Source organism: Streptomyces sp. WAC00040 (assembly GCF_056835925.1).
Genome location: NZ_JAKQZE010000001.1, coordinates 13,952 through 26,641 on the forward strand (window position 1 = coordinate 13,952; position 12,690 = coordinate 26,641).

Genomic DNA, 12,690 nt, shown 5'->3' on the forward strand with positions numbered 1-12,690 from the left:
GTCTCCCGAGGCACAGTCGTGATCATGAGGCTTTTGATTCTGGGCGGTACGGAGTTCGTGGGGCGTGCGGTCACGGAGGCGGCGCTGGCGCGTGGATGGGACGTCACCGTCTTCCACCGAGGCAGGCATCCGGCGCCGAAGGGCGCGGCCGTACTCCTGGGGGACCGGCTCGGCGACCTCGACGCGCTCGCCCACGGCACATGGGACGCCGTCGTCGACACCTGGTCGAGCTCGCCGGCGGCGGTCCGCCGCACGGCCCGACTGCTCGCCGGGCGCGTGGGGCGCTACGTCTACATCTCCAGCTGCTCGGTGTACGTCTGGCCCCAGCCGGCCGGGTACGACGAGACGGCACCCCTGGTCGACAGCTCCCCCGACGCCGTCGACGTGCCGTACGCCGAGGCCAAGCGGGGCGGCGAACTGGCGGTCCTCGACGCCTTCGGCGACGAGGACTCGCTGCTGGTGCGCTGCGGGCTGATCCTCGGGCCGTGGGAGAACATCGGCCGGCTCCCCTGGTGGCTCGGCCGCATCGCACGCGGCGGCGACGTGCTCGCGCCCGGGCCGCGGGAGACACCGCTCCAGTACATCGACGCACGCGACCTCGCCGAGTGGACGCTCGACGCGGCGGCCGCCGGACGACGGGGACCGTACAACCTGACGAGCGAACCGGGCCACACGACGACGGGCGAACTCCTCGACACCTGCATCACGGTGACGGGGTCGACGGCACGGCTGCGGTGGACGGACCCGGAGACGATCCTCGCGGCAGGCATCGAACCATGGACGGACCTGCCCGTCTGGATCCCTCCGACGCAGGAGGCTTACGGGGCGGTGCACGGCGTAGGCGTGGGCCGGGCGAGGGCGGCGGGTCTGCGGTGCCGGCCGGTCGCGGACACGGTCCGCGACACGTGGACGTGGCTCACGTCCCTGGGCGGCACGGCGCCGCACCGTGCGGACCGTCCGCGGGTGGGGTTGGCACCGGAGGTCGAACAGCGCCTGCTCGCGGACTGACCGGGCGACGCACAGCGAAGCCGGGACCCGCCCGGACCCCCATGGTGTCGTCAGGTACACCCCTCACCCGGTGCCCTCCACCAGTGCGGAAGCGCGTTCGCGGCCGCCACACTGGTGATCGACAGGGGACAGACCGACGGACACACGCCCAAGCAGGGGGATTCATGGCGATCAAGAAGGCACGCGGCGCGCTTGCTGCTGGTGTGCAAGGGCTGGTGCTCGCGCTGACGGCGATGATCGGGTCCGTCGTCCTCTTCGCTTTCACGGCGGTGTCGATCGCGCTGATCCCCATCGGGCTGGGCGTGTTCACCACGCCCCCGGTGCTGACCCTGCTGAGGGCCCATGTGAACCGCCGTCGGCTGCTCGCGGCCCAGTGGTCCAAGGTGCGTATCCCGGTCCGTTACCGGCCCTTCCCGAAGAACGAGCGGAAGGGCGTCGCCGGTCGGGTCGAGCGGTGTTCGCTGATGCTGAAGGACCCGGCGACGTGGCGGGACATACGGTGGCTGCTCGCCGACATGACGGGCGGCGCGGTCGTCGCGATCCTCGCGCCGGCGCTGGTCCTGGAGGGCGTGTTCGGGCTGCTGCTCGCGGCGGGGCTGTGGCAGCCGATCGTGGAGGCCGGCGGCACGTACTGGTACACGTTCCTGCCGGTCGCGAGCGGTGACTCGGCCAGGCCGGCGGCGCTGCTCGGCCTGGTGTGGTTGATCGTGGCGCTGCACGTCAACCCTCGTCTCGTACGGGCGCACTTCAGGCTCGCGGGGGCCGTGCTGACGCCCGGCCGCGAGGAGGAGCTGGAGCAGCGCATCGACCGGCTGACCGAGACCCGTCACGACGCGCTCGACACGTCGGCGGCCGAGCTGCGCCGCATCGAGCGTGATCTGCACGACGGCGCGCAGGCGCGGCTGGTCGCGATGGGGATGAACCTCGGCACGATCGAGGCGCTGATCGAGAAGGACCCGGCGCAGGCGAGGGAGTTGATCTCCAAGGCGCGGGAGTCGTCCGCGGAGGCGCTGACCGAGCTGCGTGACCTGGTGCGCGGCATCCATCCGCCGGTGCTGGCGGAACGGGGGCTGGGGGACGGGGTGAGGGCCCTGGCGCTGCGGCTGCCGGTGCCGGCCGAGGTGGCGGTCGAGCTGTCCGGCCGCCCCGACGCGCCCGTCGAGTCCGCGGCGTACTTCGCGGTGAGCGAGGCCCTCACCAACACGGTCAAGCACGCGGGGGCGGACCGCGTCTGGGTGGACATTGCGTACGCGGACGGGGCGCTGCGGATCTCGGTGACGGACAACGGCAAAGGTGGTGCGGTGGTCGGGGCGGGCTCGGGTCTGAGCGGTGTCGAGCGGCGGCTGGGTACATTCGACGGAGTCCTGGCCGTCAGCAGCCCCGCGGGCGGTCCCACCATGGTCACCATGGAGATCCCTTGCGAGTTGTTCTAGCGGAGGACCTGTTCCTCCTGCGGGACGGCCTGGTCCGGATGCTCGAGGCGTTCGACTTCGAGATCCTGGCCGCGGTGGAGACCGGCCCCGAACTCACCAAGGCACTTGCGGAGTTGGAGCCGGATGTCGCGGTCGTCGACGTCCGGCTCCCGCCGTCGCACACGGACGAGGGGCTCCAGTGTGCGCTGGCGGCGCGGCGGGCGAGGCCCGGGCTGCCGGTGCTGGTGCTCTCGCAGCATGTGGAGCAGCTGTACGCACGGGAGTTGCTGGCGGACGGCAACGGCGGGGTGGGATACCTGCTGAAGGACCGGGTGTTCGACGCGGAGCAGTTCGTCGACGCGGTGCGCCGGGTGGCGGCGGGCGGTACGGCGATGGATCCGCAGGTCATCTCGCAGTTGCTGTCGCGGCGTTCGCAGGACCGGCCGATGGAGGGTCTGACGCCGCGTGAGCGGGAGGTCATGGAGCTGGTGGCGCAGGGCCGTTCGAACGCGGCGATCGCGTCACAGCTGGTGGTGACCGAACGGGCGGTGGCCAAGCACACGTCGAACATCTTCGCCAAGCTGGGTCTGCCGGTGTCGGACGACGACAACCGCCGGGTCCTGGCGGTGCTCGCATATCTGGATCACGGGCGTACGACCGGAAGTTGAGAAGTGGGGCCGGCTCCGGGGTGCAGACCTGACAATGCCCCTTTTCGGCTATGTCCAAACGATTTGACGCTGGAGGCTTCTACGATTTCCACACAGGACTGAACACCCCGTCGGTGGTCTCCGTATGGAACGACGCTACTTCCCTCCCCCGGGATTGGAGTTCCATGGGACGCAAATCGAGAAAACGCTCAACGCTGGCAAACCGGGCGATCGCGGCCACGGCTGCCCTCATTCTGGGTGGGGGCGGGCTCGTCGCGGCCAATTTCTACGCTTCCGCCCACGAGGGCTGGGGCGATGACCGGACCGGGCCCAGAACGCAGAGCGCCGGACAGGCGGTCTCCACGATCGACTGTCCGGAGGTCGTGAATTCCATCGAGGAGATCCCTGACGACCAGCGGTTCGCGGTCGACCGGGAACTCGCCACGCTGGACACCCAGATCACCAACTACTACCAGCGGTTCGCCGACAACCAGGAGCGGGTCCAGAGCGACCGCACCTTCGCGCAGAACGAGATTCTGACGCCGCTGAAGAACGAGCGCCTGGTGATCATCCAGCGCATCGTCGCCCTGATAGACCGCTCCGCCGAACGCCCCGAGGGTCTGGAGTCGACCGCTCCGTGCACCCTGCGCGGCGACGACAACGACGACGGTGACCAGAACGACGGGCAGAACGACGGAGAGGACGGCCAGAACGACGGCCAGGACGCCGACGGCGGCCAGGACCAGGACCAGGACGGCGGCCAGGACGGCGGCGACCAGGACAACGGTGACGGCGACAACAACGACGGGAACGACGACGGCGACAACAACGGGAACGGCGGCCAGGCCGGCAACGGCCCCGAGGAGGGCGACTTCGTCGACATCCAGTCCGTCGAGCCGAACGTCCAGGAGCCGCAGCAGGGCAGCGGTGCCTCCCAGGGCAGTTTCACCACCGACTGCGGTGTGAACGAGAACGGCAAGTTCAATTCCGACAACGTGATCGCCGCCCCTGGTGTCAGCAACGGCGCGCACCACATGCACGACTATGTGGGCAACCAGGCCAATGACGCTTTCGCCAGCGACGACGATTTCGCGAACGGAGACACCACCTGCAACAACCAGGGTGACAAGTCGACCTATTACTGGCCCGTGCTGCGTCTGCAAAACGGCCAGAACGAGTTCGACGCCGGCGAGGACGGCGGCGGCAACGACCAGAACGTCGGTGAGATCCAGACACCGTCGGAGGTCACGCTGACGTTCGAGGGCAATCCGCGGAGCAAGGTCACCGCGATGCCGAAATTCCTCCGGATCATCACCGGTGACGCCAAGTCGCTCACCAACGGCGACGCGAATGCCAATGCCTCGTGGAGCTGCACCGGATTCGAGGACCGCCAGCTGAAGGACAAGTACCCCATCTGCCCCGAGGGCAGCCAGGTGGTGCGCAGCTTCAAGTTCCAGAGCTGCTGGGACGGTCAGAACACCGACAGCGCGAACCACCGCACCCACGTGGCCTTCGCCGACGAGGACGGCAGCTGCCAGGACGGGTTCCAGCCGATCCCGCAACTGGTGCAGCGAATCGTCTACGACGTGCCGCCGCCGGTCTTCGACGGGGACAACGCGTCGGTCTTCGCGGTGGACTCGTTCCCCGAGCAGCTGCACAAGCCGATCACCGACCACGGTGACTTCATCAACGTCTTCGACGAGGACCTGATGGACGAGATGGTGGACTGCATCAACGACGGCCGCAACTGTCAGTGATCCACCGGGCACGGCGGAGAGCCGGTGACCCACCGGTGCCTCAAAGGCCGGGCCGGTCCGGGAGATTCCCGGACCGGCCCGGCCGCTTTCCGTCTGCGGACGGCACAGCACGACCTCTCCCGGGCCGGTCCGGGCCGCAGTACCCGGACCGGCCCGAGCCGAAGGGGCCGGTCAGCTCCCCTGGTGCCCTTCGTGCCCCTCCCCGGCATCCTCGCCGCTCTCCCCGCTGCCCGCGCCGCCCTCGTGACCGTCGTGGCCACCGACCTCGCCGCCGCTGTCGCCGCCGTGGCCGGAGCCGTGCTGCGCCCCGGTCTCGACGGTGCCGCCGAGCCGGTCCCGCAGGGCCGCCACGACCTTCTCGTCGCCGACCGCGACCCACTTGCGCCCGACCAGATAGGTGCCGCCGTAGTCGTTGGCCTCGTTGATCCACTCGCGCTGGCCGCGGTCGGTGGCGAAGGTCGCGAGGATGTACTTGCCGTCGGCCGTCCTGCAGTTGGCCTGGCGCAATTCGTCCGCGTCCGTCTGGATGTTCGGTTCACATTCGGCCTGGCGTGCGAGGTCCTCCAGACTGCCTGTCGCCGTCTTCGGCGCCTTCGCGCCCTTGTCGGGTCCGACACGCCCGTCTTCGCCGGCGCCGGAACCGCAGGCCGTCGCCAGGGCCAGGAGGACAACTGCCAGTCCTGTCCGGGCCGCCCGCCGTGTGCTGGTGCTCGTACTCGTACTCGTCCGCATCCGGCCATGGTGCCTTCCCGCTCTCCCTTCGCGCGGCAGAACCGCAGGTAACCCGCGCTCCGCACGCACCTGTTGTCGCGTCAGCAACGCGGAGGAGCGCTCGTGAACGAGTTGGCGAGACGTACGCTGCTCGGCATCGCGGGAGCTGTGGGAGCCGGCGCGGTGCTCGCCGCGCACTCTCACGCGGCCGCCGCTCTGCCCCGTCCGGCCTCCCCGCCCGCGGCACCGGGCGCGCGCCGGGGACGCGTTCGGCACCGGCCCTGCCGTCGCACCCGGTCGCCACCGTGTCGGTACCGGGCACGGCGGCGACGCAGGACGCCGGGTTCTTCGTGAGCGCCGCGAACGGCGGGAGCGGTGCGCGCGGGACGGTGCGGTTCAGCGGCCGGTCCTTGACGGGCGGCGGTGTCGCGACCGGCGGCCGACGTCCGGTGGGCCTACATTCCGCATCATGAACGCGATCCCCTCGACCACCGTCGCGAACCTCCGCGATCTGGGCGGCACGCCTCTGCCCGGCGGCCGGTCGGTGCGCAGCGGTCTGCTGTTCCGCTCCGGGCAGCTGGACCGGATGGACGCCGCGTCCGACCCGGCCGTCGCCGCCCTCGGCATCCGTACCGTCGTGGACTTCCGCACCCGGGCGGAGCGTGAGGCCCGGCCCGACCGGCTCCCGGAGGGCGGGCGGCTGCTGCTCGCCGACGTCCTGGCCGACCAGGTCGCCGCCGGCCGGACGCCGGCGGCGGCCCGGCTGCGGCGGCTGCTCAGCGATCCGGCCGTGGCGGAGCAGGAACTCGGCGGCGGCCGGGGCCGGGAGATGTACGGCGACATCTACCGAGGGTTCGTGACGACCGACTCGGCACGTTCGTCGTACCGGGCGTTCCTGAACGAGGTCGCGGACCCGGATGCGGGCCCGCTGCTGTTCCACTGCACGGCCGGCAAGGACCGCACGGGCTGGGCGGCGACGATCGTGCTCACACTGCTCGGCGCGACGCCGGAGGCGGTGGAGGCCGAGTACATGTCCGTCAACGTGGCGGTGCGTGAGGCGTTCGCCCCGCTCGTCGAGGGATACACCCTTCAGGGCGGCCGGCCGGAGACGGCGCTGTCGGTCATCGGCGTCGTCCCCGATTACCTGGCGGCCGCCCTGGACGAGGTCGACGCGCGCTACGGCTCCATGGAGAAGTACGTGCGGGAGGGGCTCGGCGTCACGCAGGCGGCGCTGGAAAGCATCCGCGGGCGACTGATCGTCCCCGCCTGACGCGCCCGCGCCCGCGTCGCGCCCGGTGACCATACGCCGATTCGCTCGTTCTGCCTGAACGTGCGCCCACACGACCTCGTTCCCTCCCCGGACCCCCTCCCGGGCCCCGTCACCGCCGACGCCGCGAACGGGGCAGAGGACGGCTCAGGGATCCGGCCGGGGGTGGGTCTCGGGCAGGCGGAGGCGGCCGTCGTCGAGCACTATCCCCGCCTGGTGCGGATCGCCTACCTGGTGCTGCCGCCGTCCCTCGGCCAGGGCCGCCGGGTGCTGACCGCCCATGCCGTCGTGCAGCGTTCGCTCCCCCGCGGCGACACCGCCGCCGCGCCGCCCGCCGCAGCCGTGCCGCGGGCCCGCCGTCCGGAAGGCGCCGGCGACCCGGGGTACCGGTACGTGCGGGACCGTGTGCTGCGCCAGGCGCTGGACGCGTCGCAGCCGCTGAGGCGCCGGGCACTGCCCCGGCGCGCCCAGTTCCCGCCGCTGCTGCCGCACGTGTGGGGTCTGCGGGTCTTCCCCCGCTCGGGGGGCGCCGACGAATTCGCCCTGGACCAGCGCCTTTCCGCGCTGTCCGGGCCGGGCAGGGCCGCGTACGTACTGCGCCATCTGGAGAAGCTGCCCGACCATGACCTGCGCCAGGTGCTGACGGCGGCGAGGGCGGCCGACCCGGACTCGGCTCTCGCGGAGGCGGACGGGGTGGCGGACGGGACGCGCGGCGCGGAGCTGCTCCGCTCGGCCGAGTTCGACGCCTGCTCCCTCCAGGTGCGGCCCACCGACCTGATGCGCCGCCGCAGACACACCAGGGCGGCCGTGGTGGCCGCCGCCGCGCTCGCGGTGTGCGGGACGCTGCTCCTGCTGCCGGGCGGCGGCGACGGCGCCGACACCGTGCCCCACACCCGTCACCCCGCCGTGGAGGCGGCGCTGGACCCGGACCGGCTGGTGCGGGTCGCGCCCATGGCCTGGCGGGAGTCGTCCCGCAGGGACTTCTCCGTGTGGCCGGCCCGCGGATCCCTGTCGGCGGACCGTACGCTGCTGCGCCGGGCGCTCACCGCCTGGGCGGGGCCCGGAGCGGCGGTCCGGGTCACGTCGACGCCGGGGACGCCGTCCGGGCCGCCGATGGGACCGCCGCAGCTGCTGTTCGCGGGCGAGGTCGGCGCGGCGCGTGTCGTCGTCCTCCATGACGGGCTGCGCGTCGTCCGCTACGCCGAGACGACCGGAGCGCCGGGCGCGGCCGGGGACGCTTCGCTGGACTTCGCCCGTACGGACGGGGCCGACGCCGGCGGCTCCGGGGCGCTGGTCGCCGGGCGTTCGCGGGACAACGTCCGCTACCTCACGGCGCCTTGGGTACGAGACGTGTCGGCGCGGGACCTGCTGGACCCCGCCGGGCGGCCGCGTCCGGTGCGGCGGGACGCGGACGGTCTCACCGAGCGGCTGCCGAGTCCCGTGCAGCAACGGGCGTGCCGGGCGTGGCACGGCCTGGAACTGACCGACGGCAGCGCCCTCACGCTGGTGACGGACCTCGGCGAACTGACCCCCGCGCGGCTCACGTTCGGCCCTCCCGGCGCACCGGAGGACGTGACGGGCACCGCGGCGCGCGCGTCGTGGGCACGTACGGCCTGCCTGTTGCCCGGCGTACGGGCGCACGGCGTGCGCAGCGTCAACTCCTGGCAGTACGCCCGACAGCGGCTGCCGGAGGCGAACGGCACGGCGGGCTGGGTATGTACGCGGGCGGAGACCTGGCGGGGCACGGGCAGCAGGGTCATGGCCCAGTTCCAGGCGCCCGCCGAACGTCCGGGCGCGGCGGGCACGGTGGTGGCGCGGGCGGAGGACTCGCCGGCGTGCGGGGTGCGCGAACCGCGGGTGCTGGCCGGTGTGCTGTGGCAGTCGCGGGCCGGGCAGTGGTACGTGCTGGCGGCGGGCAGCCGGCAGCTCGCCTCCGTCACCGTCGCGGGCGGCGGTGCGGAGGGCGGGACCACCGGGCATGTGGTGGCGGTCCGTTCCCGTGAGGGTGCACGGCCGGAACTGAACGGCCGTCTGGCGGACGGCACTCGGGTGCGGCCGCTGCGCTGAGCCCGCGCCGGTGCCGCTTCCGGACGTCCGCGGCGAGGGCCACGGCCTCCCGCCCCCACCGGCCCGGCACGGCCCGACGGCACCCCCGGAACCTCCGTGGACGCGCTGGTCAACGGCGTCCCGCCGGTGTCCTCGGCGGGCCGTCCTCGCCCCGGCGCCCGGACCCCAGTGGGTAGGGTGTCCGCATGACGACCGGGGTGCGGCGCAGGATGGGCGTCGAGGAGCGCAGACAGCAGCTGATCGGTGTGGCGCTGGAGCTGTTCAGCCACCGCTCGCCCGACGATGTCTCGATCGACGAGATCGCGGCGGCCGCGGGCATCTCCCGGCCGCTCGTATACCACTACTTCCCCGGCAAACAGAGCCTGTACGAAGCGGCGTTGCGCCGGGCCGCCGACGAGCTCGCCGCCCGCTTCCTGGAACCGCGGGAGGGGCCGCTCGGCGCGCGGCTGCTGCGCGTCATGGGCCGCTTCTTCGACTTCGTCGACGAACACGGCCCCGGTTTCTTCGCGTTGATGCGCGGTGGGCCCGCCGTCGGCTCGTCCACGGCCAACGCGATGATCGACGAGGTGCGGCAGGCCGCGCACGACCAGATCCTCGAGCATCTCGGGATCGACAGCCCGTCCGCGCGCCTCGAGCTGGTCGTGCGCTCCTGGGTGTCGCTCGCCGAGTCCACGGCGCTGATCTGGCTCGACGGGCGGCGCGTCCCGCGCGCCGAGCTCGAACTGCAACTGGTCCACGACTTCGCGGCGCTGGCCGCGGTGAGCGCCGCCTACGACGACGAGATGGCCGCCCTGCTCGTCCGCATCCTCGCGGACGAACCGATGGACGGCCCGTTCGGCGACCTGATGGGCCGGATCGCGGCCCTGCTCCCCGCGATCACGAGAACCGCGTCGGCCGCCCAAGTACCCGCCCAGCGGCTGCGGTAGGACCAACGGCGTCCGGCATCATCGATTCCTGTGACCTACGATTACGCCTTCCGGCCCGCCACCGTCGCCGACACGACCGCTCTCGTCGCCCTCTACGACGACGCCGCGCACTGGATGCTGCGCCACGGCATCGAACAGTGGAAGCCCGGGGACAAGGACGCGGGCCACTTCCGTCACCGGATCGCCGAGGGCGAGGTGTGGCTGCTGGAGGCCGGCGGCCGGACCGCCGGAGCCTACGAGCTGTGGTGGGACGACGTGCCGGCCTGGGGAGTTCGGCCGCCCGTCGCCGGGTACGTGCACCGCCTGATGACCGACCGCGCGCACGCACCGGCCGGCTCGGGACGGGCGATGCTCGCACACGCCGAGCGGCGCATCGTCGCGGCCGGCCGGCAGCTGGCCCGGCTGGACTGCCTGAGCCGCAATCCACGTCTGCGGACGTACTACGAGGCCGCCGGCTACCGGGTGGTGGGCGAGGAGCCGGCCAAGCGGGCCGCCGACGGCAGCACTTACGGGGTGCTACTGCTGGAGAAGCAGCTCGGCCCGGTGCCACCGGCCGACAACTCCCTTGCGAACGAGGCGCGGTGGGAAGAGGTCCACTGAGCCGGGGCCGCCGGATCCGGACCCCGCGGGGCCGAGGCCCGGTGGGAAACCGCAGATCCGGACGGTAAAGTCCGGTCCGTGACCGCACCCGCACGCCTGGCCGACATCGCGACCCAGGCGGGGGTCAGCGAAGCGACGGTGAGCCGGGTTCTCAACGGAAGGCCCGGCGTCGCCGCGACCACCCGCCAGTCGGTGCTCGCCGCCCTCGACGTGCTCGGTTACGAGCGGCCCGTACGCCTGCGTCTGCGCAGCGCCGGCCTGGTGGGGCTGATCACGCCCGGCCTCGACAACCCGATCTTCCCCGCCCTCGCCCAGGTCGTCGGCCAGGCCCTGACCCGGCAGGGTTACACGCCGGTGCTCGCCACCCAGACGCCGGGCGGCTCGACGGAGGACGAGCTCACCGAGATGCTGGTCGAGCGCGGCGTCTCGGGGATCATCTTCGTGTCCGGGCTGCATGCCGACACCACAGCCGACATGGACCGCTACGACCGGCTCCGCGCCAAGGGCGTCCCCTTCGTCCTCGTCGACGGGTTCGCGCCCGGCGTGCGCGCGCCGTTCATCTCGGCCGACGACCGCGGCGCGATGCAGCTCGCCGTGACCCACCTCGCCTCGCTCGGCCACACCAGGATCGGACTCGCGGTCGGCCCCCGGCGGTTCGTACCCGTGCTCCGCAAGATCGAGGGTTTCCGGCTCGCGCTCCAGGATCAACTGGGCATCCCGCCGGAATCGTCGGCGGAACTGATCGAGCACTCCCTGTACACGCTGGAGGGCGGCCAGGCCGCTGCCGCCACGCTCATGGACCGTGGCTGCACGGCCGTCGTCTGCGCCAGCGACATGATGGCGCTCGGCGCGATACGGGCCGCCCGGCACCGGGGCCTCGAAGTGCCCGACGACATCTCCGTCGTGGGATTCGACGACTCACCCCTGATCGCTTTCACCGATCCTCCGCTGACCACCGTCCGCAAGCCGGTGCAGGCTATGGGGCAGGCCTCGGTGCGGGCCCTCCTGGAGGAGACCGGCGACAGTCACTCGGCTTCCGCGCCCGACCGGCCCAGGGCTCCGGTGCACGGCGAGTTCGTCTTCATGCCGGAACTGGTGGTTCGCGGTTCAACGGCCTCGGCACCCGGAGAACGACCCGGAGAAACCCCTCGTCCGTGAGTCGGACAGTATGCGTCACGAACCCGTCGGAGGGATGATCGGAGAGCGGCGTGCATCTGGCAGACTCCTCTCCCATGGGTGAAGTGACCGTGAAGACTCTGGAAGGCCGGGCGGCGACTCCGTCGCCCATCGTGGAGGACGAGGCCGCCGAGTCGTCTGCCCGTTCCCGGCCACGGCCGCCGCGCACACCCGCGCGCCCCAGCATCTGGTTCGAAGTCATGCTGATCGCGGTGAGTTACTGGACGTACTCACTGATCCGCAACGCCGTGCCCGAGCAGAAGAGCCAGGCCATGCGGAACGCGGACTGGATCTGGCAGCTGGAACAAACCCTCGGCATAGCGGTCGAGCAGTCCGTCAACCACGCGGTGAACTCGGTGACATGGCTCATCGTGTCGATGAATTATTACTACGCCACCCTGCACTTCGTCGTCACCATCAGTGTGCTCGTCTGGCTCTACCGTGTGCATCCGGGCCGTTACGCTGCCGCACGGCTCGTCCTTTTCGCCACCACAGGTGTGGCTCTGGTCGGTTACTACCTGTACCCGCTCGCACCGCCCCGGTTGATGAGCGGCCAGAACTTCATCGACACCGTGCTGGTCCACGACACGTGGGGCTCGATGGCTTCGGGCAACCTCAAGAACATGTCGAACCAGTACGCGGCGATGCCGTCCATGCACATCGGCTGGTCGGTGTGGTCCGGCGTGATCATCTTCGCGCTGGCGACGACGCCGTGGGCAAAGATCCTCGGCGCGCTCTACCCGACCCTGACGCTGGTCGTCATCGTTGCCACGGCGAACCACTTCTGGCTGGACGCGGTGGGCGGCCTGCTGTGCCTCATGTTCGGCTTCGCGGTGTCGTACGCGTGGTACCGGGCGCTTCCTCATCGGCTTCCGCAGCTGGTGGTCGAACTGCCCCGCGACCCGGGCGAGAGCGGCGTCCGCCGCTTCCTCCCCGCGGCCCGCACCTGACGAGCGGCCGTCGCCCCCGCCTGCGGCGGGCTGTTCCCCACCCGCCCCTTCCCGCTGTACCGATGTCCGGGACCGCCGCGCGGCGGGCAGGGCCCCGACCCCGTACCGCCCTGCGGGGCGGCGTTACCGCGCTTCGAGCCGGGAACTTCAACCTCGCCGGCGTTCGAAG

At 71.8% G+C, this 12,690-nt stretch carries 11 protein-coding genes; 10 read left to right on the forward strand and 1 reads right to left on the reverse strand.

What is annotated here, in order from left to right; all coding sequences use genetic code 11:
- The first annotated feature begins 24 nt into the window (after positions 1–24).
- From MDN94_RS00070 to MDN94_RS00085, 4 genes are all read left to right on the forward strand, one after another.
- The gene (locus tag MDN94_RS00070; RefSeq protein WP_482723962.1) at positions 25–1,008 is read left to right on the forward strand and encodes an NAD-dependent epimerase/dehydratase family protein; all 984 of its coding nucleotides are present in this window, start codon (positions 25–27) and stop codon (positions 1,006–1,008) included.
- A gap of 164 nt (positions 1,009–1,172) precedes the next feature.
- Complete coding sequence (locus MDN94_RS00075) at positions 1,173–2,441, forward strand: sensor histidine kinase (protein WP_482723963.1); 1,269 nt, start codon at positions 1,173–1,175, stop codon at positions 2,439–2,441.
- Complete coding sequence (locus MDN94_RS00080) at positions 2,426–3,088, forward strand: LuxR C-terminal-related transcriptional regulator (RefSeq protein WP_482723964.1); 663 nt, start codon at positions 2,426–2,428, stop codon at positions 3,086–3,088. Before MDN94_RS00075 ends, MDN94_RS00080 begins: the two co-directional genes overlap by 16 nt.
- Before the next feature lie 164 nt (positions 3,089–3,252).
- Entirely contained in the window at positions 3,253–4,824 is a 1,572-nt protein-coding gene (locus MDN94_RS00085) for a DUF1996 domain-containing protein (RefSeq protein WP_482723965.1), read from the forward strand.
- Between the two features lie 171 nt (positions 4,825–4,995).
- Here MDN94_RS00085 and MDN94_RS00090 read toward each other — a convergent pair whose 3' ends face one another.
- Positions 4,996–5,556 carry a hypothetical protein gene (locus tag MDN94_RS00090; protein WP_482723966.1) on the reverse strand — a complete coding sequence of 187 codons (561 nt, stop codon included), beginning with the start codon at positions 5,554–5,556 and terminating at the stop codon, positions 4,996–4,998.
- A 448-nt stretch (positions 5,557–6,004) separates the two neighbouring features.
- Between MDN94_RS00090 and MDN94_RS00095 the strand changes: the two genes are divergently transcribed.
- From MDN94_RS00095 to MDN94_RS00120, 6 genes are all read left to right on the forward strand, one after another.
- On the forward strand, positions 6,005–6,805 hold the full coding sequence (locus MDN94_RS00095) for a tyrosine-protein phosphatase (RefSeq protein WP_482723967.1): 801 nt from the start codon (positions 6,005–6,007) through the stop codon (positions 6,803–6,805).
- A 162-nt stretch (positions 6,806–6,967) separates the two neighbouring features.
- A complete protein-coding gene (locus MDN94_RS00100; protein WP_482723968.1) occupies positions 6,968–8,869 on the forward strand; it encodes a hypothetical protein in 1,902 nt (633 codons plus the stop codon).
- A gap of 185 nt (positions 8,870–9,054) precedes the next feature.
- Complete coding sequence (locus MDN94_RS00105; protein ID WP_482723969.1) at positions 9,055–9,795, forward strand: TetR/AcrR family transcriptional regulator; 741 nt, start codon at positions 9,055–9,057, stop codon at positions 9,793–9,795.
- Positions 9,796–9,825: 30 nt separating this feature from the next.
- Positions 9,826–10,395 (forward strand): GNAT family N-acetyltransferase, encoded by a 570-nt coding sequence (locus MDN94_RS00110; RefSeq protein ID WP_482723970.1) that lies wholly within the window; start codon positions 9,826–9,828, stop codon positions 10,393–10,395.
- 78 nt (positions 10,396–10,473) lie between these two features.
- Positions 10,474–11,553, forward strand: a complete 1,080-nt coding sequence (locus MDN94_RS00115) for a LacI family DNA-binding transcriptional regulator (RefSeq protein ID WP_482723971.1) — start codon at positions 10,474–10,476, stop codon at positions 11,551–11,553.
- A gap of 74 nt (positions 11,554–11,627) precedes the next feature.
- Positions 11,628–12,521, forward strand: coding sequence for a phosphatase PAP2 family protein (locus MDN94_RS00120; protein ID WP_482723972.1), 894 nt, complete (start codon positions 11,628–11,630; stop codon positions 12,519–12,521).
- The last annotated feature ends 169 nt before the right edge of the window (positions 12,522–12,690 follow it).